General features: G+C 64.9%; 22 protein-coding genes. 10 read left to right on the forward strand and 12 right to left on the reverse strand.

Annotated elements, in window-relative coordinates:
* Nucleotides 1–42 precede the first annotated feature (42 nt).
* Nucleotides 43–1272 (forward strand): hypothetical protein, encoded by a 1230-nt coding sequence (locus DUGA2_RS12005; RefSeq protein WP_070269494.1) that lies wholly within the window; start codon nucleotides 43–45, stop codon nucleotides 1270–1272.
* A 32-nt stretch (nucleotides 1273–1304) separates the two neighbouring features.
* Here the strand turns inward: DUGA2_RS12005 and DUGA2_RS12010 are convergent, their stop codons facing one another.
* Together DUGA2_RS12010 and DUGA2_RS12015 are read right to left on the reverse strand one after the other, a co-directional pair.
* Nucleotides 1305–3581 (reverse strand): molybdopterin cofactor-binding domain-containing protein, encoded by a 2277-nt coding sequence (locus DUGA2_RS12010; RefSeq protein ID WP_070269495.1) that lies wholly within the window; start codon nucleotides 3579–3581, stop codon nucleotides 1305–1307.
* 16 nt (nucleotides 3582–3597) lie between these two features.
* Nucleotides 3598–6720, reverse strand: coding sequence for an EAL domain-containing protein (locus DUGA2_RS12015; protein WP_070269496.1), 3123 nt, complete (start codon nucleotides 6718–6720; stop codon nucleotides 3598–3600).
* Between the two features lie 171 nt (nucleotides 6721–6891).
* Here DUGA2_RS12015 and DUGA2_RS12020 point away from each other — a divergent pair, with 171 nt between their 5' ends.
* Entirely contained in the window at nucleotides 6892–7401 is a 510-nt protein-coding gene (locus DUGA2_RS12020; protein WP_070269497.1) for a DUF1993 family protein, read from the forward strand.
* A gap of 12 nt (nucleotides 7402–7413) precedes the next feature.
* Here the strand turns inward: DUGA2_RS12020 and DUGA2_RS12025 are convergent, their stop codons facing one another.
* Both DUGA2_RS12025 and DUGA2_RS12030 read right to left on the reverse strand, forming a co-directional pair.
* Nucleotides 7414–7605, reverse strand: coding sequence for a DUF1289 domain-containing protein (locus DUGA2_RS12025; RefSeq protein ID WP_141753242.1), 192 nt, complete (start codon nucleotides 7603–7605; stop codon nucleotides 7414–7416).
* Nucleotides 7602–8159 (reverse strand): DUF1415 domain-containing protein, encoded by a 558-nt coding sequence (locus DUGA2_RS12030; RefSeq protein ID WP_070269499.1) that lies wholly within the window; start codon nucleotides 8157–8159, stop codon nucleotides 7602–7604. Before DUGA2_RS12030 ends, DUGA2_RS12025 begins: the two co-directional genes overlap by 4 nt.
* A gap of 226 nt (nucleotides 8160–8385) precedes the next feature.
* Between DUGA2_RS12030 and DUGA2_RS12035 the strand changes: the two genes are divergently transcribed.
* A complete protein-coding gene (locus DUGA2_RS12035) occupies nucleotides 8386–9786 on the forward strand; it encodes a transglycosylase SLT domain-containing protein (RefSeq protein WP_070269500.1) in 1401 nt (466 codons plus the stop codon).
* Between the two features lie 200 nt (nucleotides 9787–9986).
* A complete protein-coding gene (gene fabI / locus DUGA2_RS12040; protein WP_070269501.1) occupies nucleotides 9987–10778 on the forward strand; it encodes an enoyl-ACP reductase FabI in 792 nt (263 codons plus the stop codon).
* A 67-nt stretch (nucleotides 10779–10845) separates the two neighbouring features.
* Here fabI and DUGA2_RS34460 read toward each other — a convergent pair whose 3' ends face one another.
* On the reverse strand, nucleotides 10846–11499 hold the full coding sequence (locus DUGA2_RS34460; RefSeq protein WP_070269502.1) for a DUF642 domain-containing protein: 654 nt from the start codon (nucleotides 11497–11499) through the stop codon (nucleotides 10846–10848).
* A 138-nt stretch (nucleotides 11500–11637) separates the two neighbouring features.
* On the reverse strand, nucleotides 11638–12438 hold the full coding sequence (locus DUGA2_RS12050) for a thioredoxin family protein (RefSeq protein WP_141753243.1): 801 nt from the start codon (nucleotides 12436–12438) through the stop codon (nucleotides 11638–11640).
* A gap of 371 nt (nucleotides 12439–12809) precedes the next feature.
* On the opposite strand from DUGA2_RS12050, the gene DUGA2_RS12055 reads away from it, so the two are divergent.
* Entirely contained in the window at nucleotides 12810–14213 is a 1404-nt protein-coding gene (locus tag DUGA2_RS12055; protein WP_070269352.1) for a DEAD/DEAH box helicase, read from the forward strand.
* Between the two features lie 245 nt (nucleotides 14214–14458).
* Here the strand turns inward: DUGA2_RS12055 and DUGA2_RS12060 are convergent, their stop codons facing one another.
* On the reverse strand, nucleotides 14459–14851 hold the full coding sequence (locus DUGA2_RS12060) for a helix-turn-helix domain-containing protein (RefSeq protein WP_070269353.1): 393 nt from the start codon (nucleotides 14849–14851) through the stop codon (nucleotides 14459–14461).
* A gap of 73 nt (nucleotides 14852–14924) precedes the next feature.
* On the opposite strand from DUGA2_RS12060, the gene DUGA2_RS12065 reads away from it, so the two are divergent.
* Nucleotides 14925–15746 (forward strand): class I SAM-dependent methyltransferase, encoded by an 822-nt coding sequence (locus DUGA2_RS12065; protein ID WP_070269354.1) that lies wholly within the window; start codon nucleotides 14925–14927, stop codon nucleotides 15744–15746.
* 1 nt (nucleotide 15747) lies between these two features.
* Here DUGA2_RS12065 and DUGA2_RS12070 read toward each other — a convergent pair whose 3' ends face one another.
* Nucleotides 15748–16143, reverse strand: coding sequence for a VOC family protein (locus tag DUGA2_RS12070; protein WP_070269355.1), 396 nt, complete (start codon nucleotides 16141–16143; stop codon nucleotides 15748–15750).
* Nucleotides 16144–16255: 112 nt separating this feature from the next.
* Between DUGA2_RS12070 and DUGA2_RS12075 the strand changes: the two genes are divergently transcribed.
* The 4 genes from DUGA2_RS12075 to DUGA2_RS12090 all read left to right on the forward strand — a co-directional run bounded on the left by DUGA2_RS12075 (nucleotide 16256) and on the right by DUGA2_RS12090 (nucleotide 18779).
* The gene (locus DUGA2_RS12075; protein WP_070269356.1) at nucleotides 16256–16807 is read left to right on the forward strand and encodes an RNA polymerase sigma factor; all 552 of its coding nucleotides are present in this window, start codon (nucleotides 16256–16258) and stop codon (nucleotides 16805–16807) included.
* Between the two features lie 21 nt (nucleotides 16808–16828).
* Nucleotides 16829–17143 (forward strand): hypothetical protein, encoded by a 315-nt coding sequence (locus DUGA2_RS12080; protein ID WP_070269357.1) that lies wholly within the window; start codon nucleotides 16829–16831, stop codon nucleotides 17141–17143.
* Entirely contained in the window at nucleotides 17140–18381 is a 1242-nt protein-coding gene (locus DUGA2_RS12085; protein ID WP_070269358.1) for an MFS transporter, read from the forward strand. Before DUGA2_RS12080 ends, DUGA2_RS12085 begins: the two co-directional genes overlap by 4 nt.
* Nucleotides 18382–18587: 206 nt before the next feature.
* Complete coding sequence (locus DUGA2_RS12090) at nucleotides 18588–18779, forward strand: hypothetical protein (RefSeq protein ID WP_008447211.1); 192 nt, start codon at nucleotides 18588–18590, stop codon at nucleotides 18777–18779.
* 51 nt (nucleotides 18780–18830) lie between these two features.
* Here DUGA2_RS12090 and DUGA2_RS12095 read toward each other — a convergent pair whose 3' ends face one another.
* The 4 genes from DUGA2_RS12095 to DUGA2_RS12110 are packed head-to-tail and all read right to left on the reverse strand — an operon-like array spanning nucleotide 18831 to nucleotide 24552.
* Nucleotides 18831–20957: an HlyD family efflux transporter periplasmic adaptor subunit gene (locus DUGA2_RS12095; RefSeq protein ID WP_229214669.1), complete on the reverse strand. Its 2127-nt coding sequence runs from the start codon at nucleotides 20955–20957 to the stop codon at nucleotides 18831–18833.
* Nucleotides 20942–22261 (reverse strand): efflux RND transporter periplasmic adaptor subunit, encoded by a 1320-nt coding sequence (locus DUGA2_RS12100; RefSeq protein WP_070269504.1) that lies wholly within the window; start codon nucleotides 22259–22261, stop codon nucleotides 20942–20944. The genes DUGA2_RS12095 and DUGA2_RS12100 overlap by 16 nt, the downstream gene beginning before the upstream one ends.
* Before the next feature lie 9 nt (nucleotides 22262–22270).
* A complete protein-coding gene (locus DUGA2_RS12105; RefSeq protein WP_070269505.1) occupies nucleotides 22271–23020 on the reverse strand; it encodes an efflux RND transporter periplasmic adaptor subunit in 750 nt (249 codons plus the stop codon).
* Complete coding sequence (locus DUGA2_RS12110) at nucleotides 23017–24552, reverse strand: TolC family protein (protein WP_070269674.1); 1536 nt, start codon at nucleotides 24550–24552, stop codon at nucleotides 23017–23019. Before DUGA2_RS12110 ends, DUGA2_RS12105 begins: the two co-directional genes overlap by 4 nt.
* Between the last annotated feature and the right edge of the window lie 4 nt (nucleotides 24553–24556).

The raw sequence follows: 24556 nt of genomic DNA on the forward strand, positions 1-24556 counted from the left end.
CTACCTGTGGGGCACGGGGGATTCCACTTGGGAACCCTGAATATGAAAGAGAAATTCTTCAGATATTTCTTTGATTGCGGCGGTGGGGCCGTTGGCAAGAAACTCATCGATGCGGAATTTGAGCAAACCAACTTTGACTTCGGCGTCATTTCGCATTTTGACAAGGATCATTTTTCACAGCTAGACACCGCGAAGGTCAAGCGGGTTTTCATACCCTACCTCGAAGAACTCGATATGTTCTTCCTTACTTTGGCGCATTACGTTCAAAGTAAAGAGGTGTTTGATTTTTCAGCTGAATTGGTCAAACTTTCCGGCAAGCTGGACCTCGTGATGGTACAGCACGTGCCGCCGAACGATAACTATCGGGAAGATATGCTCGGACCAGGCCCGACCGGGGACAATCTTGGCATGATGGGCATCAAGGCGATCAGGCAGGGTGGCGTTTACTCGATTAGCGACAGCGCGAATATCTACGTAGGAAGCAAGGATCACAACGTGGTGACGCTCAAGTTTTATAACCATCGGAGCGAGAAACTTCGAACCGCTATCGATGTCGCACTGAACGACGCATTGACGAACAGTGCGGCAGTCCCCACGCCTCCCAAGAAAACTACGACAAAGGGTAGCAAGCCTGCCAAGGCTCCCACACCGGCCCCCGCACTCTCGAATGAATCGGGCACACCCTATACCACCATCGAGGAATTTCTGGCCAGCGTAAAGGCAAATCCGGCCGAGATAATTCATAAAAATGCTGGAAGATTAAAGGCTGTTTACGAAGAAGTCTTAAACGGGCATGGAGAATCCGGAGTTTCCCCGTCTAACTTAAGTTCACTCACGATGTTTTCCGTAACAAGCGATTCGTCTGACCGGTACTACCATCACGATCAATTGTTCAGCAAACCCGCTGTAGAGATGAGCTCTCCGGGCAATTTTGGGTACGAAACTGACGGTTGGATGCTTACAGGCGATCTTGAACTAACAGGAAGCATATGGGCAGAATTCTATGATCATTACAATCTGGCGATTGAACAGTGCGCCGTGTTTAATGTGCCTCACCACGGTAGCGTCAGGGCATTCGACGACAGCGCGATTCATCAGATAACCACAAATAAATACTTTATTTTCCCGGTCAGCTCGACCGACAAAGCCCATCCTGCCCCCTCCCTCATCGCGCTATTGGACAGCTATGATATGGATAGAGACCGGGCGACCAGCGTAACAGAAATAGCAAACAGCCGATTTACGCTTACCCGTTTATACTGCGAAAGATGAATGGGTGAATACAGTTTGACACTGATACTCCATCACAGCGTCAGCGGCAAACTGCGCAAACGCTTGCCGGTCAGCTTGAAGACCGCGTTGGCCACGGCCGGCGCGATCGGCGGTGTGGCCGGTTCGCCCATGCCTTCGGGATGTTCGGCGCTCGGCATGATGATGGTCTCCACCTCCGGCGCCTGGTTGATGCGTACCACCGGATAGTCGTGGAAGTTGCTCTGCTCGACCTTGCCATCCTTGATCGTCACCGCGCCAAACAAGGCCGCCGACAGCCCGAACACCACCGCCGACTCGACCTGCTGCGCGATGATGTTGGGATTGACGGCGATGCCGCAATCGACCGCGCACACCACGCGGTGCACGCGGATCTCCGTGCCCTCCACCGACACCTCGGCCACCTGCGCGACGATGGTGCCGAACGACTGGTGCAGCGCCACGCCGTGCGCGCGGCCGGCCGGCGCGGCGCCGGCCCTGGCCACCGCCGCATTCAACACCGCCAGATGGCGCGGGTGCCGCTTCAACAGGCCGCGGCGGAACGCCACCTCGTCCTGGCCCGCCGCATGCGCCAGCTCGTCGATGAAACTCTCTTTGAAAAACGCATTGTGCGAATGCCCGACCGAGCGCCAGTAACCCAGCGGCACCGGGCTGTCGACGATCACATGGCGGATGCGCTGGTTCGGGAACTCGTACTGCATATCGAATTCGCCTTCGGCCGTGGTCTTGTCCGGCCCACCGGGCGGCAAGCCCAGGTTGCGCTTGAAGAACTGGTGCGACACCGAACCGCTGGCCGACTTGTTGTCGTAGCCCAGCACCTTGCCCGCCGCGTCCAGGCTGGCGCTGAAGCGCGCCAGCGCCGCCGGGCGATACACGTCGTGCGTGGTATCGTCCTCGCGCGACCAGATCATCTGCACCGGCAGGCCGCCGGCCCGCCTGGCCACCGCCACCACCTGCGCCACCATGTCCACATCCAGCCGGCGCCCGAAGCCGCCGCCCAGCATCGTCACCACCAGCACCACCTTGTCCGCCGCGACGCCGCCGGCCTTGGCCGCCGCCTCCATCGCGAATCCAGGCGACTGTGTGGGCGCCCACAGGAACACCTTGTCGTCCTTGAACTGGGCCGTGCAGTTGACCGGCTCCATCGCCGCATGCGCCAGATAGGGTGCGCGATACTCTGCCGTCACGGTCTTGACGACGCCGGCGGCCTTGCCTTCCACCGCATCCATGTCGCCGGCCTTGTGATAGGCATGGCCCGATTCCGCATCCAGCCTGGCCGCGAACTCCGCAAAGATGGCAGCGCTCGACAGCTTGGCCCGCTCGTCGCTGGTCCACTCCACGGGCAGCGCCAGCGCGGCCTGCCTGGCCTGCCAATACGTCTTCGCCACCACCGCCACGCCGGCGCCGGCGCCGGTCTGCTGCGGCAGCGCGCTGGAAAAGTCGACCACCTGCATCACGCCCGGCATCTTCAGCACCGCCTCCGGCTTGACGCTGGCGACCACGCCGCCGATCACCGGCGACATGCGCACCGCCGCGTACACCATGCCCTCGGGGCGCACGTCGATGCCGAACACCGCCTCGCCGTTCACCTTGGACGGCGTATCGCGGCGCGGCTGGGCGCGGCCTATCAGTTTGAAATCCTTCGGATCCTTCAGGCGAATCTCGCCCGGCGCGGCCGTGGCGGCGGCCACCGCCAGCGCGCCGTAGGCCAGCCGGCGTCCATCGGCATGGATCACCTGCCCGTCTTCGGTGCGGCAATCCTGCGGACGTGCATTCCACTGCCTGGCGGCTGCGGCCACCAGCATGGCGCGCGCGGCGGCGCCGGCTTCGCGCATCGGCTGCCACGCATCCTTCACGCTGGACGAGCCGCCGGTGATGATCAGCCCCAGCTCGCGCGCCACCTTGCCGACGGTCCAGCCGACGGCCGCCTTCAAGCCGCCGTCGTCGTCCGGATGGAAAGGCAGGCCATCCTTGAGCATGGCGATATTGCCGTAGATTTTATCGGTGGTCGCCTGCACCAGCCGCACCGCCGACAGCGGCACGTCCATCTCCTCGGCCACCAGCATCGGCAGCGCGGTATGCACGCCCTGCCCCATTTCGCTGCGAGGCATGGCCACGCTGACCGTGCCGTCCGGCTCGATCGCCACCCAGCCGTTGAGCGCGACCGCGTCGCCGTCCAGCGGCAGCGCATGCGTGGCGTTCAGGCGCTGGCGCGCCGGCATCAGGCCCCAGCCCACCACCAGCGCGCCGGCGGCGACGGCCACGCCACCGAAAATAAACCGGCGGCGCGCGCCGAGCTTCAGTCCCTGCATTGCGGTCTCCCGGTTTTTATGAGGTGCGCCAGCGGGTCAGCATATCGTCCGCTGCCACCGGCTTGCTGTAGAAGTAGCCCTGCGCCAGATGGCAGCCATGGCGCAGCAGGAAGGCCGCCTGCTCCTCGGTCTCCACCCCTTCCGCGATCACGGACAGGTTCATGCTCTTGCCCAGCTGGATGATGGCGATGGCGATGGCCTCGTCGTTGACGTCGGTCGAGATATCCTTGATGAAGGAGCGGTCGATCTTCAGCGTCTGCACCGGCAGCTGCTTCAGGTAAGCCAGCGACGAGTAGCCGGTGCCGAAATCGTCGATCGCCAGGCCGACGCCGATCGAATGCAGGTCGTTGATGAAGACCATGGCGTCGCCGGTGTTCATGATCACCGACTCGGTCACTTCCAGTTGCAGGCGCTGCGGCTCCAGCCCGGTCTCGCGCAGGATGTCGGCCACCATGTTGACGATGCTGCCGCGCTCGAACTGCTTGGCCGACAGGTTGACCGCCATCTTCGGCACATTCAGTCCGGCCGCCTGCCAGCGTATCATCTGGCGGCAGGCTTCTTCCAGCACCCACTTGCCCAGCTGGTTGATGAAGCCCGTGTCCTCGGCCAGCGGAATGAAGCGGATCGGCGGGACCAGGCCCAGTTCCGGATGGTTCCAGCGCACCAGCGCCTCGACCCCAATCAGGCGGCCGGTATCGATTTCCACCTGCGGCTGGTAGTTGAGGAAGATCTCGTCCTTCTCGATCGAGCGGCGCAGGAAGGTCTCCAGCCGCAGGCGTTCGACGCCCTCGCCCGTCATCGACGGCGTGTAGAAGCTGTAGCCGTTGCGGCCGCGCGCCTTGGCCTGGTACATGGCCACGTCGGCGTTACGGATCAGCATATTCAGGTCGACCGCATCATCCGGGAACAGGCTGATGCCGACGCTGCAGGTGACGAACAGCTCGTGGCCGGCCACCATGAAGGGCTGCTCGAACATCTGCACCAGCTTCTCGGCCACCTGGCTGGCGCCGAACTGGTTCTCGATATTCTCCAGCAGGACGATGAATTCGTCGCCGCCCAGGCGGGCCAGCGTATCGCCTTCGCGCAGGCGCTCGTGCAAGGCCTTGGCGACCTGCTTGAGCAGCTCGTCGCCGATGTGGTGGCCCAGCGTGTCGTTGACGTTCTTGAAGCGGTCCAGGTCGATGAACAGCAGCGCCAGCTGCTCGCCGTCGCGCGCGGCGCGTTGCAGCGCGTGCTGCAGGCGGTCGTGGAACAGCAGGCGGTTGGGCAGCGCGGTCAGCGGATCGTGGTGGGCCAGGTGGTCCAGCTTTTCCTGCGATTCCTTGACCTTGGTGATGTCGCTGAACACGCCGACGTAATGGGTGGTTTCGCCGCGGCTGTCGCGCACCGCGCTCACCGTCAGCCATTCCAGATACAGCTCGCCGTTCTTGCGCTGGTTCCAGATCTCGCCGCGCCAGAAGCCCTTGTCCACCTGCTCCTGCCACATCGCCGCATAGAACTCAGCGTCGTGGCGGCCGGAGCGCGTCAGCGTGCGGTCCTTGCCCAGCGCCTCGGCCTCGGTGTAGCCGGTGATCTGCGTGAACGCCGGGTTGACGGCGACGATGATGCCGGACGCGTCCAGCACCACCACGCCGTCGGCGATGTGCTCGATCACGGTGGCCGACAGGCGCAGCTTTTCTTCCGCTTCCTTGCGCGCGGTGATGTCGGCATACACCCAGATGCTGCCCTCGTTGGCGCGCTTGTCGTCCAGCGCGTAGCCGCTGACCATGCACCAGAACAGGCTGCCGTCCTTGCGGCGGTAGTGGCGCTCCTCGTTGAAGTAGTCGCCTTTCGACAGCGATGGATACTGGCGCGCGCCGGCCGATTCGAAATCGAAGGAGCTCGGGAACACGATCGCGGTCGAGGCGCCCGTCATCGCGCCCGGCTCGTAGCCGAACAGCTCTTCGCAGCGGCGGTTGACCGAGACGATCTGGCGGTTACGCACGAACATCACGCCGAACATCACGTTGTCCAGGATGGCGCTCTGCTCGGCCAGCAGGGCCTCGATGCGCATCTCGTTGTGCTTGCGCTGGCTGATATCGGAGATGATGCCGTCGACCCAGGGCGCGTTGCCCTCGCCGTCGTGCGGCTGCGGCTGGCCGTTCTCGGCCACCCAGCGCTCGGTGCCGGCGGCGTCGAGGATGCGGTACTCGACCTCGTAGGACTGGCCGTTGCGGATCGCCTCGGACACGCTGCGGCGCTGCTTCTTGCGGTCTTCCGGCGCGATCAGGTTGGTCCAGGAATGGGTGGTGCTGCGCATGAACTGCGCGGCGGAATAGCCGGAAATCTCTTCGATGGCGTCCGACACGAAGTCGATCGGGCCGTCGGGGCGGAAGCGGAACACCGCGCCCGGCACCTGCGTGACGATGGTGCGGAAGCGTTCCTCGCGCTGGCCGATGTCCTCGAACAGGCGCTTGATCGCCACCCGCATCTGCTCCAGCTGCGTGGCCAGGCGGCCCAGCTCGTCGCTGCCGACCAGGTCCAGCCGCGTCTCGAAATCGCCGTGCGACAGGCGGTCGGAAAAGCGCATCAGCTTGCGCAGCGGCTTGATCAGGCGGGAATTGAGGAACAGCACGATCAGCAGCAGCGACACCATCAGCTGCGCCGCCAGCACGAACACATAGGACAGCTGCTTCTCGCGCAGCTCCTGCTGGCTGCGGGCGTCGTCCATCTCGACCGTGATGCGGCCGATGCGCTCGCCGCGCACCAGGATCTCGCGCTCGGCGCGGTAGACATTGCCGGCCGCCTGGCGCGGCGAATGCACGCTCATGAACTGGGTGTCGGCCTGGCCGACCACCTCCACCTGCAGCACCGAACGGTCGCGCATCACCGACTCGACCAGCGAATGGGCCGACTCGGCGTTCATATTCCACAGGGATTCCTGCATGCCCAGCGCCAGGATGTCGGCGTTGCGCTGCAGCGATTCGTCCAGCGCCACGCGCGCCGATTTCTGCTCGTGCACGCCGATCAGCAGATAGCTGCCGATGATGGCCGGGATCACCAGGCCGCCAAACACCACCAGTAACAGCGCGCCATAGATGGATAGACCGTACAAGGCGCTGAGCCGGGCACGCATCTTTTGGTAAACGGCGCTAATCATGCACCGGTCGCGAGTGATAAGTTTGCATCATCTGTCTGTAATTGGGTAATAGCGCAAACTTTAAGCTTTCTAACTGGAATTATGCACGGAAAATGCGGTAAAAGTCACCGCGCCAGCAAAAAACCCACAGGCGCGCTATCATCGCGACTCATTTCAACTGAGGACCTTGCCATGACCACTTTTTCCATGTATTCCGCTTCCATTCCAGTGTTCAAGCAGATCCTGAACAGCCTGCTGGTCATCCTCGACAAGGCCGAGACGCACGCGGCCGAGAAGAAAATCGAACCTAACGCGCTGCTTCAGTTCCGCCTGTTCCCGGACATGCTGCCGTTCACCCGCCAGATCCAGATCGCCTGCGACTTCTCGAAAGGCGCCGCAGCCCGCCTGGGCGGCCTGGAAGTGCCGTCGTACGAGGACACCGAAACCAGCTTCGCCGAGCTGAAGGCCCGCATCGTCAAGACCCTGGCCTACATCGACAGCGTGCCGGCCAGCGCCATCGAAGGCAGCGAAACGCGCGAGATCACCACCGGCAGCGGCGAGAAGACCAAGCACTTCACCGGCCAGACCTATCTGTTCCACTACGCGCTGCCGCACTTCTTCTTCCACGCCACCACGGCCTACGACATCCTGCGCCACAACGGCCTGGACATCGGCAAGAAGAACTTCATCGGCACCTATTGATCGGCTGCTGAATCAGGTATTCCGGCGCGGGTAGCCCTGCGCCAGGATGCGCTGCCACACCAGTTCCTTCTGTTCAGCGCTCATGGAGACCCAGTGCGCCACCTCCACCACCGAGCGGCCGCAGCCGCGACAGATTTCGTCGAAGGTGGTGGAGCAGACCGCCACGCAGGGCGTGTCCGGCCGTACCGGCAAATCCCCCATCATTTCACCTGCAACAGCTTGTCCCAGGCGTCGTGGCCCAGCGCGCGCAGCGTCTCGATGTTCTTTTCGAAGATGTCGCCCGCTTCCGGGAAGGCCTCCACCGCGCGCTCCACGCTATCCTCGCGCAGCAGGTGCAGCGTCGGATACGGCGAGCGGTTGGTGTAGTTCTCGATGTCGTTCTTGTGGGTGTCGGCGAACTGGTAGTCCGGGTGGAAGCTGGCCACCTGCAGGATGCCGTCCAGCTCCATCTCTTCCAGCGCGGCGTCGGCCACGTCGAGGAATTCGTTGTAATCCTCGAAATCGGCCAGCACGTTCGGATGCATGATCATCGTCGTGTCGACTTTTTCCGGATCGGCTTCGGCCAGGTACTCCAGCTCTTCCATCAGCTTTTCCAGCAGCGCTTCCGGCGTGTCGGCCTCGCAGACCACGTAGCGGATCTGCTTCTTCACATGCACGGCCTTGGCAAACGGACACAGGTTCAGGCCGATGACGGCCTTCTCCACCCAGTTGACGGTCTCGGCGATGACGGCGTCGTGATCGATGGCGGGGCTACTCATAATTCAATTCCTTGGTGACTGCTCAAAAACAGAATTGTACGCACTCTTTGCGGGAACTCATACTTCAGCCATTTTGCAGCGATCTCCGGCTTATTTACATAGAACTATTGCGTAAAAGAATTAGTCATCCGCCTGACATATTTCTTGACTCCACCGGGCGACCTTCGTACACTCCACGTTTATTCATAGTCCGTCCGATGTTACTCGTCGGCAACAATGGAAAACTATGCAAGCACGAATTTCCAAATCCGCGGCCCTGGCCACCTTGCTGGCGCTGATGGCGCCGGCGATCAGCCAGGCCCACGATGAAGCGCCGGGCCTGCCGCCGGCGGCGTCCCTGCCGCTGTCCGCCCTGCCGAACGCATTAGCCAAGTCTCCCTCCCTCGATGTCTCTTCCCTGAAAGCCAACAAACCGGTCAAGCTGGCCGAGGATGACGCTTTCCGCGAAAAAGACGTCTGGGGCCGCATCCGCAGCGGCTACGCGATCCCGGACATTAATAACGACCTGGTCGGCAAGCACGTCAACTGGTACGCCACCCGTCCCGACTATATCGCCCGCACCACGGCGCGCGCCTCGCGCTACCTGTTCCACGTCGTCACCGAGCTGGAAAAGCGCGGCATGCCGACCGAGCTGGCGCTGCTGCCCTTCATCGAATCCGCGTTCAACCCGCAAGCGCTGTCCAGCGCCAACGCCGCCGGCATGTGGCAGTTCGTGCCGGGCACCGGCCGCGACTACAACCTCAAGCAGGACGCCTTCAAGGACGAGCGCCGCGGCGTGCTGGCCTCGACCGACGCCGCGCTGAGCTACCTGCAGCGGCTGTACGACATGTTCGGCGACTGGCAGCTGGCGCTGGCCGCCTACAACTGGGGCGAGGGCTCGGTGCAGAAGGCCATCAAGCGCAACCAGGCCGCCGGCAAGCCGACCGACTTCGAAAGCCTGGCCGAACTGATGCCGGCCGAAACCCGCAACTACGTGCCCAAGCTGCAGGCGGTCAAGAACATCATCGCCAACCCGGCGCAGTACGGCCTGAACCTGCCGGCCATCGACAACACGCCCTACTTCACCGCCGTCGACAAGACCAGCGACATCGACCTGACCATCGCCGCCCACTTGGCCGAGCTGTCGGTCGACGAGTTCAAGGCGCTGAACCCGCAGTTCAAGCGCCCGGTCATCACCGGCGACGAGCAGACCAAGATCCTGCTGCCGAAGGAAAACGCCGACAAGTTCCACCTGAACCTGGCGCAATGGGGCAAGGATCTGTCGACCTGGACCACGCACAAGATCACCACCGCCCGCGAAAGCATCGGCACGCTGGCCTCGCGCTTCCACACCACGCCGGAAGTCATCCGCCAGGCCAACAACATTCCGCAGAAGTCGATGTTGAAAGCCGGCTCCACCATCCTGGTGCCGAAGATCTCGACCTCGGCCAGCGTGGACATCCCGGCGGACGTTGAGCGCAACGCCACCGTCGCCTTCGAAGCCGAGCGCGAGCGCACCACCAGCAAGGCCGGCTACAAACTGGCCAAGGGCGGCAAGGCCGCCAAATCCAGCCCGGTCGCACTGGTCAAGGCGCGCGTATCGCACGATGCCGCCAAAGGCAAGTCCCGCCGCAAAAACGAGCGTTAAAGCCCGTCCGGTCCCGCTTGCGGCGCATGGCGCCGTGGCCGGGACCGCGATCAAAGGTTGCAGTCGCGGCCCACTCGCCCTACAATCTTGGTCTTGCAGCGGCCGGCAACGGGCCTCTCACATCAATAACAACCCCACTGACGTCGCCAGCCAGCCTGCCAAAAGGCAAGCCAGGGCGCGCAGTTGCAATCGGAGTCACTATGGCGTTCTTGCAAGGCAAAAAAATCCTCATCACTGGTTTGCTGTCGAACCGTTCCATCGCATACGGTATCGCCAAGGCCTGCCATCGCGAAGGCGCCGAACTGGCGTTCACCTACGTCGGCGAACGCTTCAAAGACCGCATCACTGAATTTGCCGCCGAATTCGGCAGCACCCTGGTGTACGACTGCGACGTCGGCAGCGACGAGCAGATCGCCGCGCTGTTCGCCGACCTGGGCAAGAGCTGGTCGCAGCTGGACGGCCTGGTGCACGCGATCGGCTTCGCGCCGCGCGAAGCGATCGCCGGCGAGTTCCTGGACGGCCTGACCCGCGAGAACTTCCGCATCGCCCACGACATCTCGGCCTACAGCTTCCCGGCGATGGCCAAGGCCGCGCTGCCGCTGCTCAAGGAAGGCTCGTCGCTGCTGACCCTGTCCTACCTGGGCGCGGTGCGTGCCATCCCTTACTACAACACCATGGGCCTGGCCAAGGCATCGCTGGAAGCGTCGGTACGCTACCTGGCCGAGAACCTGGGCAAGCTGGGCATCCGCGCCAACGGCATCTCCGCCGGCCCGATCAAGACCCTGGCCGCGTCCGGCATCAAGGACTTCGGCAAGCTGCTGGGCTTTGCCTCGTCGCACGCCCCGCTGCGCCGCAACGTGACGATCGAAGAAGTGGGCAACACCGCCGCCTTCATGCTGTCCGACCTGGCCTCCGGCATCACCGGCGAGATCACCTACGTCGACGGCGGCTTCTCGCACGTCATGGGCCTGAACGCGGAAGACTACACCTAAGCCCTGCCCGCCCCGCCCAAGCAAAACGCCCTGCATGCAGGGCGTTTTTTATTGGCTGGCCAGAAGATCAGCCGCGGCGGCGGCGCAGCCAGGCGCCCATGCCCAGCAGGCCGGCGCCCAGCATCAGCGCCGACGATGGCTCCGGCACGGCCGTCACGCTGACGTTGTCCAGGCCGATGTACCACACGGCCTGGCCGCCGGCGAAGGACACGTCGGTGGTGGCGCCGCTGGCCACGAAGGACAGCGTCACATGCTCCCACGAGCTGGCCTGGTTGCCGACCGTGGTCCAGACCTGCTGCCCCACCACACTGCCGGCCGTGACGAACAGGCTGTCGTTGATGCCGTAGTTGTAGTTGATCGAATTGCCGATATCGAAGCTGAGCGTGTAGGTCGCGCCCGCCGTGGTGGCGATGGTCTGCTTGACGCCGCCGCCGGTCGAGCTCTGGTCGTGCCAGCCGGTCAGGTCGAGGAAGTTGTTGCCATCCGACGCGTTGATCGCATACGGATTGCCCAGGCCGATCCAGGCGACGTCATTGCCGCCGATGACGGTCCAGCCGGCCAGCGTGGAGCTGTCGCCGCTGAACAGCTGCTGCGCGCCGGCATCGCTGTGATTGACGACGATGCTGCCGGCTTCGAAGCTGCCGTTGGTGATCAATTCGGCCGCGCCCGCATGCGCAGCCATCGCCAGCGCAGCGGCCAGCAAGGTCGATTTCAGTTTCATTGTGCATCCCTTGAGTTATAAGTAGCAATGTGCGTGTACCAGCCTCAGCAGTATAAATTGTAATTTTTATACCATCAAGTGCCGCGCACCGAACCGTGCAGACGCATGCGCACTACGGTTTTGCAAGCCAGGCGCAGCTCACGGCAGCTCTTTCATCCCGGCGGCGATCTTGTCGCAATCGGCCAGCACCGGCGCCTTTTGCATCGACAGCCCCAGCTTGCCCGTATGCCAGGCCTGCATGGCCTTCTGCTCCTCGTCCACCAGCTTGCCCATGACAGCCGCATCGGCGCGGCTGGTGCGCGCCAGCATCAGCGTGGCGGCCTGGTTCAGGCCCGCCTGGCGGGCGCCGCTCCAGGCCTGCAAAGCGTCCTGATAGGCCCTGGCATGGTCGGGGAAGCGGTTGGCGCACATGCCCGTCACCTGCTTCAGGGCGTCGCGCCGTATCATCTGCCGCAAAGCGCCCTGCTCCGCCGCGGTGAGCGGGACCGACGGCGCCTCCGGCGCCGCGGCCTGCGGCTCGGCCGCCACCCGGTCGGCGGGCGGATCGGCGATCACCTCGTCGATCTTCGCCAGGAAGGCCGGCGCCGCCGGCGGACGGCCGCTGATATCGCCCAGCAGCTTGCCCTTGTTGAAGACATACTGCGTCGGCACGCCGTAGACCTTCATCAGCTTGCTGAAATCGGGAATCTTGCGCCACGGCGTCCACTGCACCCGCACGAAGGCCAGCGCCGGCTGGTGCGGCAAGGCTGCGGCCTGATCGAAAGTCTGGTCGGCGCCCTTGCAATAGCCGCAGCCCGGATCGGGCGAGGTCAGCTGCACTACCACATACTCGTGCCTGGCGATAAACGCCTCCAGCTGCTGCGGCTGCAACTCCGTCACCGGCCCGGCGGCGGCCTGCGCCGCCGCAAGCATCATCGACACACCCCAAAGAATTCGCATCGCCCATCCCAATCAAAACCATAAAATTATCATATAAATAACTGCGGCGCTGCACAATAGAAATGCTTTGACCTATACAGCGAGGGGCAACTGCTGTATAGTGTTGCCTGTGCGCTGCAATGAGCGCGCTGCAACAAAAGCAGCGCCGATTGTTCAGCCAGGTATTACTAGCAGCTTCGCAAGCCTTAGCGCATCACCCTGATGTCGCTATTAAAGCCCTCCCGCCTTTGGTGTCGCACCTGACACCGTCCCGGCGCAAAGCTTTTGTGCCGAAATTTCTTTCGATTTTGATTGAGTCATTTCGTTTTGGTAGGCGTAGCTATTTCGCGTTCGGCTTTTGCACGAACGCCGGTTTTTTACGAAAGAACAGCATGACATTTGAAGCACTTGGTCTCAACACGTCCATCATTAAAGCCCTGACCGACGCCGGCTACACCGCGCCGACTCCAGTACAGCAGCAGGCCATCCCTGCCGCTATCGCAGGCAAGGACTTGTTGGTTTCCTCGCAAACCGGTTCCGGCAAGACTGCAGCGTTCATGCTGCCGTCGCTGCACCGTTTGTCCGAGATCGACCCGGCAGCCGCCGGCAAGACTCCAAATCAAGAAATGCAAGCCGCCCGTGCCCGTGGCGAGCGCCCACGTTTCAAAGCTGCACAGCCAAAAATGCTGGTGTTGACCCCAACCCGCGAACTGGCCCTGCAAGTCACCACCAATACCGACAAGTACAGCGTCAACCTGCGCCGCATCAAGGCCGTGTCGATCCTGGGCGGTATGCCATATCCAAAACAGATGCAACTGCTGGCCAAGAATCCTGAGATTCTGGTGGCAACCCCAGGCCGTCTGATCGACCACATGGAATCGGGCAAGATCGACTTCTCGCAACTGGAAATCCTGGTGCTGGACGAAGCCGACCGCATGCTGGACATGGGCTTCATCGACGACATCGAGAAGATCGTCGACGCAACCCCGTCGACCCGCCAGACCATGCTGTTCTCGGCCACGCTGGACGGCGTGGTTGGCAACATGGCCCGCCGCATCACCAAAGATCCGCAGATCATCCAGATCGTCAGCGCCGCCAACAAGCATGAGAACATCACCCAGCGCGTGCACTTCGTCGACGACCTGTCGCACAAGAACCGCCTGCTGGACCACCTGTTGCGCGACGACTCGCTGGACCAGGCCGTGGTCTTCACCGCCACCAAGCGTGACGCCGACACCATCGCCGACCGTCTGAACATCGCCGGTTTCTCGGCTGCCGCACTGCATGGCGACATGCACCAGGGCGCCCGTAACCGTACGCTGGACAGCCTGCGTCGCGGCCAGGTCAAGATCCTGATCGCCACCGACGTCGCCGCTCGCGGTATCGACGTTCCGACCATCACCCACGTGTTTAACTACGACCTGCCGAAGTTCCCAGAAGACTACGTGCACCGCATCGGCCGTACCGGCCGTGCCGGCCGCAACGGTCTGGCGATCTCGCTGGTGAACCACGCTGAAGGCATGAACGTCAAGCGCATCGAGCGCTTCACCAAGCAGCTGATTCCGGTCAACGTCATCGAAGGCTACGAGCCTAAGAAGACCGCGTCGGCATCGCGTTCGTCGCCACGTCCAGGCGGCTGGAAGCCAGGCGACAACCGCGGCGGCGCCAAGCCATCGGGCCAGCGCACGTTCAGCAAGCCAGGCGCACCGCGCAAGGAAGGCAGCACCGGCGGCGGCTACAAAGGCAGCAACCCACGCAGCACCGACGGCGCACGCCGCAGCTACGGCGACCGTTAATCGGTAGCCAGCTGAACTAAAAAGCCCCCGCCGGCCTGGACGCGATCAAGATCGCGACCAGTGCCGGCGGGGGCTTTTTGCGTTGGGTGCGAGGGGTCTCAGGGACGTATGAATAAAGCACGGTTCAGGTCAAAATCCAGCCCCCCTTACGCCGGATCTCGTCGTGCATGGCGTCCGGTGCCAGGTCAAGCTCTCCTGGCCAAGTAACGACACCATTTCATTCCTCCGTGGAGAAATAAGCTTGCTTATTTCCTGGCCGTGATCCGAAGGATGCGGCGGAAGGTCGGACACTCCAGATGGTTGGCCGCCTTGCACACCGCCGCGTGACGCAAGCCGTCGCGCATGGAGGCCAGCTTTTTGATCGTGCGGTCCAGCTCATCCGCCTTCGCCACCAACAACTGGCGATCAATCCGCAAGTCGCCATCAGGCCCGAACATGCCGCCAATCTCGTCCAGCGAGAAACCGGACGCGCGCCCCAAGGCAATCAACGCCAGCTTCTCCAGCACGCCATCATCGAACAGCCGCCGCAGACCTCGCCTGCCGACCGACACGATCAGTCCTTTTTCTTCATAATATCGCAGCGCAGACGCCGGCATGCCGGAGATCCGGGCCACTTCCGCTATGTCCATGCTCGCCATCGCTTGACCTCAAGTTGACTTGAAGTGGCACAGTAGCACCTTCCCTACTCCCCAACAAGCGAAAGGCCCCATCATGAACTCACAACAAAACGCCATGTGGCAAGGCGCGGCCGGCCACACCTGGGTCGCGACACAAAACCTGCTCGACCGCATGTACCAGCCCTTCGAAGACCTGCTGGTGCAATCGCTGCCCGCCAACGCGCGCCGCCTGCTGGACGTGGGCTGCGGCACCGGCGCCACCACGCTGGCCGCCGCTCGCCAACTGGGCCCGGACGGCCACTGCACCGGCATCGATATTTCCGGCCCCATGCTGGCCTCCGCCCGCGAACGCGCCGCACACAGCCGCTCCTCCGCCGCCTTCATCCAGGACGACGCGCAACGCCACGCCTTCGAACCGGCCAGCTACGACGCCATCATCTCGCGCTTCGGCGTGATGTTCTTCGACGATCCAGTCGCCGCCTTCCGCAATCTGCGGCTGGCCGCGCGCGACGGCGCCACGCTGCGCATGATCGCCTGGCGCAGCCCGGAAGAAAATCCCTTCATGACCGCCGCCGAGCGCAGCGCGGCGCACCTGCTGCCCCAGCTGCCGCCCCGCGTGCCGAACGAACCCGGCCAGTTCGGCTTCGCCGACCGCCACCGCGTGCAGGCAATACTGGAACAGGCCGGCTGGCGCGACATCGATATCCAGCCGCTCGACGTCGCGTGCAACTTCCCAGAAACGGAGCTGGAGCGCTACGCCACCCAGATGGGCCCGGTCGGCAGGCTGCTGCAGACGGCCGACGAGCACACGCGCCGGCAAGTCGGCATCGCCGCCCGCGCCGGCTTCGCGCCCTACATCGACAACGGCCAAGTACGCTACACTGCCGCCTGCTGGAACATCGGCGCTCGCGCTTAAATTAAACCGAACAATTCAGCATCCACTGCACGCCGAATTGATCGGTCAGCTTGCCGTAGTAATCGCCCCAAGGCTGCATGGCCAGCGGCGTCGTCACCTTGCCATCCTGGGCCAGGCGCGCGAACAGCTGCTCGGTCTGCTGCCTGTCGTTCATCTGCAGAATATGCGACGAGCCGCGCATGGGTTCGGCATCGTCGTTGTCCGAGGCAAAGAACAACACGCCCGGTCCCTCGAACTTCGCGTGCATGATGCGGCCGCGCATGGCTTCGTTGTGGACCGGCATGCCGTCCACGCCATAGCGCAACACATCGGTGATCTGGCCCAGCCCGCAGCGCGCATAAAACGCCAGCGCCGGTTCGCACATCGTCGTAAAGAAAAGATAGTTGGAAAGCTGCATGGCCTTGTCCCGGTTGGAGTATGGTGACGTTTTACACCAGCTTATCAATTGTATAAATAATTATTTCTGCAAGTTGCCACAATATAAGCAGCCGTGAGTCGTCTACCAAGCAATGACACCACCGAACTCAACCACCGAGCAGGACATCGCAGCAACCGTACTGCGGGAACGCTCGCGCCTCGGGCATTTCATCCGCAGCCGCGTCCGCGATCCGACCGATGCGGACGACATCCTGCAGGACGTCTTCTACGAGTTCGTCCAGGCCTACCGCCTGCCGGAGCCGATCGAACAAGTCAGCGCCTGGCTGTTCCGGGTCGCGCGCAATCGCATCATCGACCGCTTCCGCAAGAAGAAAGAGGTGCGGCTCGACGACATGACCGACGACGACGGCGAGGACTGCCGCCTCGACCTGCTGCTGCCCTCGGCCGACGGCAGCCCGGAAGACGCCTACGCCCGCTCCGTGCTGCTGGAAGAACTGCAAACGGCGCTGGAAGAATTGCCGGCCAGTCAGCGCGAGGTGTTCGTCGCGCACGAACTGGACGGCGTCAGCTTCAAGGAAATGGCCGCGCAAAGCGGCACCTCGGTCAACACCTTATTGGCGCGCAAACGCTACGCGGTGCTGTACCTGCGCACGCGGCTGCAAACCCTGTACGACAACGAATGATGTTAGAAAGGAGAATCTGAAATGAAAAAGAAACTGCTGTTCCTGCCCCTGGTCCTCGCCGGAGTCGCCCTGCTCGGATGGGTCGTGATGCTGTTGTGGAACTGGGTCATGCCCGGCCTGTTCGCCGGCAGCCTGCAAATCGACTACTGGCGCGCGCTGGGCTTGCTGGTACTATGCCGCATCCTGTTCGGCGGCTTCCACGGACGCCACGGCCACCGCCACGGCGGCCGCGAACGCTGGCAGCGCTGGCAGGCGATGACGCCTGAAGAGCGGGCCCAGTTTCACAAAGACCGACACGGCTTCTGCCGGCCCAACAAAGAACCAAAAGACCTATGACCAAACCCGTACCGACGCCGTTTAGCGGCTACCAAAAAGCTGTGGTGGCGATGCTGGCCTTCCTGCAATTCGCCGTCATCCTGGACTTCATGCTGATGTCGCCGCTCGGCGCGGTCATCATGCCGGCGCTGAACATCGGCCCCAAGCAGTTCGGCCTGGTGGTGTCGGCCTACGCCTTCAGCGCCGGCGCTTCCGGCCTGCTGACCGCCGGTTTCGCCGACCGCTTCGACCGCAAGAAGCTGCTGCTGTTCTTCTACACCGGCTTCATCCTGGGCACGCTGTGGTGCGGCCTGGCGCAGAGCTTTGAATCGCTGCTGGCCGCGCGCATCGTCACCGGCCTGTTCGGCGGTGTCATCGGCTCGGTCGTGCTGGCCATCGCCACCGACCTGTTCGCAGCGCAGCAGCGCGGCCGCGTCATGGGCTTGATCCAGACCGCGTTCGCCGCCAGCCAGGTGCTGGGCATCCCGGCCGGCATCTACCTGTCGAGCAAGTGGAACTGGCACATCCCCTTCGTCGCCATGGCGGCGTTCGGCCTGGCCGGCGGCCTGCTGGTGGCGTGGAAACTGCAGCCGGTCAACAGCCACCTGGGCAAGCCGCAGGAGCACAGCGCCTGGATGCACCTGTTCCACACCGTGACCGAGCGCCGCTACCTGCTGGCCTTCGCCACCACCGCCCTGCTGACCACCGGCGGCTTCATGCTGATGCCGTTCGGCAGCGCCTACGTGGTCAACAACCTGGGCATAGCCCTGCAACACCTGCCGACGGTCTACCTCGTCACGGGCCTGTGCACCATCTTCGTCGGCCCCATGGTCGGCAAGGCGGCCGATGCGCTGGGCAAGTTCCGCGTCTTCCTGTTCGGCACCGCGCTGACCATCACCATGGTGCTGGTCTACACCCACCTGGGTCCGACGTCGCTGGTGGTGCTCATCATCGTCAATACGGTGATGTTCATCGGGATCTTCTCGCGCATGATCCCGTTCCAGGCCATGATGGCCTCGGTGCCGGCGCAGACCCAGCGCGGCTCGTTCAACGCCATCAGCGCGTCGATCCAGCAGCTGTCGGGCGGCCTGGCGTCGGTGCTGGCCGGCCACATCGTCACGCAAAGCGCGACCGGCCGCTTGCAGAACTTCGACGTGGTGGGCTATGTCGTGGTCGGCACCTCGCTGGTCGGCCTGGCGCTGCTGTGGCGCCTCAACCGCAACACCCTGGCCGCACCGGCGCAGCAAGCCGCTGCCTGAGTCACGCCCGGTTCCATCCCCTGCGCAACGGCGCCCGCCGTTGCGCATCCCCACCTTCCTCCTGCGCCCGATGCGGCGGCGCCATCGTAGCAAAATGCTTCCAGTAATTAAGAAAATCCAATATAGTTGCCACACAGAACTATTTTGAGCATATAATTGCTTCACAACATGATATTCAACCCACTTATTCGAAAGGGAAACAGCGCATGAACGCCAGGAATATGGACGCAGCCTGCTTACGCGCACTGCGCCGCCGCGGACACTCGGACGCCAGCATCACCGCCATGAGTCCGGAGGAAGCTTTTTGTGAATACTGCGCCTATCACGGCATCATGAATCTGCTACCGGCAACCCTGCAGATGTTGGACAGGCTGCGCGGCGAACCGCAGCCGCAATGAACGCCGGTTCGCGGTGATGCGTTCGCTTGCAAGGCCTGTCGCCAACGGGCCTTACAAGCCGCCTTCCCTGCGCAGCAGCGCCAGCAAGCGCTGCCACCCCTCTAACAGCAGACTCCGGCGTTCGCCCGGCAAGCGCGCCACCCCGGCCATTTCACGCGATGGCGCCGCCTCGCTGTCGCAGTCGTCCAGGCGCACGCGGAACAGCGCCGCCAGCGGCACCAATCCCCGCTCACGCGCCTCGACCGCCAGCGGGCCGCCATGGACCGACGCCAGCAAGGGCTGATCCAGCAGCGGCAAATTCAAATCGTCTATCGCCCCCACCCGGCATGACACCACGCGATGCAGGCCGCCGTCGGCCACAAAGCGCGCCGTGACGCCGCTTTTCAGCGTGCCCAGCTGCGCCTCGCCGACAAAGGCTTCGCCCCGCGCACCACGCGGTCCCAGCACGTCAAGCAGGTGCTCGCCTTCCGCGATCACCGTGCCGGCGCGCAGCGCCTCGCCCAGCTCCGCCACGCGGCCGGCAAACGGCGCCTGCAGGGTCAGCCTGGCCTGCTGGCGGCGCAGGCTGTCCACCTGCTCCTGCGCGGCCAGCCACTGCTGCTGCAAGACCGCGCCCTGCTGCTGCAGATCGCTGTGGAAAGCCTGCTGCTGCGCCATCCAGCCCAACTGGCGCTCGCGCGCCTCGGCCTGCGCCAGCTGCATCGACAACACGGGCGAGCGCAGCCGGGCCAGCACCTGGCCGGCCTGCACCTGCTGGCCGTCGCGCACCCACACCGCGTCCACCTCGGCCACCGCCGGCGCATACAAGCCCTGCGACTGGCGCGCGCCCAGCACGGCGGGCGCCGCCACTTCCGCCTGCCACGGCAGGACCAGCCAGGCCAGCAGCAGGGCCAGCAGCACGGCGCTGCGCCGGCTGGCGCGGCACCAGCGCAGTTCGTCGCGCCGGCGCCACCACAGCAGCAGCTCGCCCGCGATGGGACGCGCGATGAACCAGCCCAGTTCCACGCACAGCAGCAATATGCCCAGCGCCTTGAAGAACAGGTGATAGACCAGCAGCGCAATCGACAGGAACAGCACCAGCCGGTACAACCACGTGGCCCAGGCGAACAGGATCAGCTTGCGCCGGGTCGCGGCCGGCAAGTGCTCCGGCGCCGTATCGTCCAGCCCCAGCAGCCACAGGCGCAGCCGCCACAGCGCCAGCGCGAAGGCGCGGCTGTGCAGGTTGGGCAAGCCCACGTAGTCGGCCAGCAGGAAGTAGCCGTCGAAGCGCATGAAGGGACTGGCGTTGACCGCCAGCGTCGCCAGCCAGGTGGTGGACGCCAGCAGGAAGGCGCAGGCCCGCAGCGGCCCGTCCGGCAGCACGCACCACAGCAGCGTGGCGCACACCGCCAGCACCAGCTCGGCCAGCATGCCGGCGCCGCCGATCAGCAGGCGCTGGCGGCGCGAGCGCAGCTTCCACGCCTCATTGGTATCGGTGTACAGGACCGGCATCATGACCAGGAAGGCCACGCCCATGGTCGGCACGCGGCAGCCGTAGCGGCGCGCCGTCAGCGCATGCCCCAGCTCATGCAGCACCTTGGCCAGGCTCAGCGCGGCACCGATGCCGAGCGCCGCCGTCCAGCCGCCGTAGCTGGAAAACGTATGGGTGAACTCATCCCAGCGGCGCGACAGCAGGCCCAGGGCCAGCAGCAGCGCTGCGCCCATGGCCCACCAGAAGCGCGGCGCGAACAGCCATGCGCACCAGGGCAGCAGGCGCTGCAGCAGCGCTTCCGGCCGCAGCAGGGGAACGCGGAAGAACAGGTAATTTTTCAGCAGCCACATGGCGCGGCCGGGCCGGCTCGCCTGGCGCCGCTGCCACAGGCGGGCGCTCTGCCCGGCGGTGGCAGCCACCAGCAGCTGGTGGCGTCCGAGAAAGGCCAGCACCGCATCGATGTCCTCCATCTCCAGCTGCAAGGTGGTCTCGGCGCGCAGCGCCGCCAGCACGCTTTCGGCGCTGCCCAGATGCCAGCGTTGCAGGATCTCGAAACTGGCCCAGCCCAATTGATAGAAACGGTTGACGCTGGGGTCGTGCAGCGTCCAGCTGGGCGAGCCGTCGGCCTGCACCGGCCCCGGATGCAGGCTCAGTTCCTGGCGCAGGACGGGCAAGGCGCGCGCGCCCACGCCTACCACCCCAGCCACTGGCGCGCCGCCGTCAACGGCCGGCGCAGCACGTAGTAGGCCAGCGGCACCCAGTCGCCATACACCTTGGCCGTCCCCATCTGTCCCAGCCGCGGCGGCGCCCGATCGGTAAAGCGCGCCTGCACGCGGTAGGCCAGCAAGCCGCCCTCCGCCGCTTCCGCCTTGTACGCCACCCGCAGCACTTCGGCCTCGTAGGTGGCGGTGGGGTCGCCGTTCGGATACAGCACGATGCGCGCGCCCGGCGCCGCATCCATGGCCTCGGCCGCCGGCAGCCACGCGGCCAGCTCGACCTGGGCCGGATCGGCCAGCGTCATCACCTTCTCGCCCACCGCCACGGCCTTGCCCTGCCAGTCGTTACGGTCGGAGAACACCACCACCCCGGCTTGCGGCGCCGTCACTTGCAGGCGTTGCAGCTCGCGCCCGCTGTAGTCGGCGGCGATGCTTTTTTCTTCCAGACGGGCGCGCTCCTGCGCCATGGCCAGCCGGCCCTTGTCGTCGGTCACGGCCAGCTGGGCGCTGACGCGGTAGCTCTCCTGGGCCGCATCGCGTTCGCGGCTGGCCAGCGCATGCTGGCCGGAGAGCTGGGTGGCGTCCAGAGCGAACAGCGGCGCGCCCTTGGCCACGCGCTGGTTCGGCTGCACGGCAATGCTCGCGATCACGCCCGACAACGGCGCCCGCAACAGCAAGGGATCGCGCGGCACCACCTCGCCGCGCGCCAGCACGCTCAGCCGCACCGGCACGCACGCCAGCAGCAGCACGGCCAGTAACAGCTTGCGCTGGCGCGGCCCCGGCTTGAGCCAGTCCCAGGCCAGCTCGCGCAGATTGCGGCGCGGCGCGAACAGCGTCAGCGCGTGGCCGTAGCAATGCGCCAGCTCCTGCGCCACCTTTTGTTCGTAGGCGTTCCAGGCTTCGGCGCGCGCCAGCAACAGCGCGCCCTGATCGGCCAGGCGCAGCCACAGCGCCTGTTCCGGCAGCCAGGCCGCCCACTCGTCGGCCAGCGGCGCCGGCAAATCCCCGGCGCGCAGCAGGCGGCAGTCCGCGCCAGGCTGCGCGGCCAGATGGCGAAACACGCCGCCCAGCCACTGCACATAGGGCGCGGTCGGTTCCATCTCGGACAGGCCGGACAGCGCACTGACCTGCCGCTGCCAGCCTTCGCGCCACAGCGCCGCCTGGCGGTAGGCCAGCAGCTGCTGGCTTTCGTTGACGATGACAAACCCCAGCTCGGCCACGTCGCCGGCCGCCCGCGCCCGATGCATGAGGGCGATCAGCGCCGCCAGTTCGCGGCTTCCATCGGCATGCGCCATGCATTTCTCCTATTTGAAGCTGGCCCAGCCGCTCATGCCGGGCAGCAGCGCGGCGGCGCCGCCGTCGATCACGCCCACCGCCGGGATGGACTGGCTGACCGGATCGATCTGCGCGCCGAGGCGCTCGATGCGGGCCGGGAAACTGGCGCCCAGTTCATCGACCACCACCGTGAAGCGGCTGCCCGGCTTCATGCTGGTCAGCCACTTCGACGGCAGCAGCATGCGCAACTCCAGCGGCCCGGCGTCGACGATGTCGAGCACCGGATTGCCCGGATTGACGTACTGATGCACCGCCGCCACGCGGCGCGCCACCCGTCCCGCGAACGGCGCGACGATGCTGCATTTGCCCACCACCGTCTGCATGTAGCTCACTTCGGCCGCGGCCTCCTTGGCGCGGCCCTGGGCCTGCGCCACCTCCAGGCTGCCGGCGGAATTGAGCTTGGCCAGCTGGCTGTTCACCTCGGCCAGGCGGTTGGCCGCCTCCTGCGTGGCCTGGGCCTTGTTGAGCTGGGCGCGGTAGGTGCCGCAATCGAACTCCGCCAGCGTCTGGCCCCGCTTGAAGCTGCCGCCCTCGGCCACCGGCAGCGCGGCGATGCGCGCCGCCACTTCACCCGACAGCGTGACCGCCTGGCGCGCCATCATCTGCACGCGCACGCGGCCATCGCCCGGCGCCGCCTGTACCTGCGCAGGGACGCTCGCCGTCGCCATCGCCGGACCGGCCAGCGCGCAGGCCAGCGCCATCAATGCACGCTGCTTCATTGCCCCGCTCCCGCCGCCCTGGCCGACGACACCCTGGCCTGCCACTGGGTTTCCGCGCCGGCAAACGCGGCCGACAACGCCGGCAGCTCGTGGCTGGCCGCGCTGTCCGGCAAGGCGTCGATGCCCAGGCTGGCGCCCAGCGCGCCATAGGCGTTCTGCAAATCGCCATAGCCCTGGTACAGGCGCAGCGACGAGAACACGGCGTTGGCGTCGGCCAGGATGGCGGGCAGGCGGCCCTGCGCGCCGCTGGCGCTGGCGTTGCGGTTCTGTTCGAAGATGCGCTGCTCGACGTCGCTCAATTCCTGCTCCAGCGCGAACTGGCGGCTGCGTCCCTGCAAATCGAGGTAGGCCACGTGCACCTGGGTCAGCACCGCCATGTTCAGGGCCAGGCGCTGGGCCTTGGCCAGATCGAGCTGGGCCTGCGCCGTGCCCTTGATGGTGCCGGCATTGAACAGGTTGAGCAGATTCCAGCTGACGCGCAGGCCGGCGTCGCTCCACGCGTGGTTGACCAGGAACTTGTTGCTGTCATAGTGCTGGCCGACGCTGAACTCCAGGCCCGGCAGCAGCCTGGCCATGGCCTTGCGCGTCTCCAGCGCGCCAATGCGTTCCATGTAGCGCGCCTCGGCCAGTTCGGGACGGTTCAGCAAGGCCATCTCCTCCATCCGTTCCAGGTCCAGGCCCAGCGCGGGCGCCGGCATGCCGGACGGCACCGCCACCTGGAAGTCCTGGCCCGCAGGCAGGTTCATCAGCGCGGCCAGGCGCGGCTTGGCCAGGGCCAGGTTGTTGCGGACGATGCCCATCTGGCGCACCACGTCCAGCAACTGGCGGCGGTAGTTCAGCGCCTCCAGCGGCGAGCGCAGTTTCTGCTGCTCGACCTGGCGCGCATCGGCCAGCGCCAACTCCGTCTCCTTCAATAGCGCGTCGATGCGGTCCTGCAGGCGCTGCGCGGCCACCGCCTGCCACCACACTTCGCGCACCTGCTGCATCAGCTGCTGCGCCACCTTGCGCTGGCGCTGCTGCAAGATCAGCACGCGGTCGGACTGCTGCTGCGCGCTGAAATAGCTGACGCCGAAATCGAGCACATTCCAGCTCAGGCTCAGGTCGCCCGTGTGCTGCTGTTTCTCGGTCGAGACGGACGGCACCAGCGACTGGGTGCCGGTCGCCACGTTCTGCGACGACGAGGCCAGGTCATGGTTGCGCGCCGTGAAGCCCGCGCCGGCGGCCAGCTTGGGCAGCATGTCGAGGCGGGACAGGTCGAGCTGGCGCTGCGCCAGGGCTTCTTCCATCATCTTGACGCGGTAGTCGAGGTTGTACTTGAGGGCGCGCGCCATCGCTTCCTGCAAGCTGACCGGGCCGCTCAGCGCTTGCTGGCCTGCCGACATGGCCAGGCGGTCGGCGCCCAGCGTGGCCTGGCGTTCGCCGACGGTCAGCGGCGCGGGCGTTACGGCGCAGCCGCTCAGCACCAGCGCGGCGACCACGGCGGTCCAGCGGTAAGGGCCGGCGGCCGGCGTATGTGAAGATTGTTGATCCATGCAG

It is taken from the genome of Duganella sp. HH101, from assembly GCF_001758795.1.
Classification (GTDB): domain Bacteria; phylum Pseudomonadota; class Gammaproteobacteria; order Burkholderiales; family Burkholderiaceae_D; genus Rugamonas; species Rugamonas rivuli.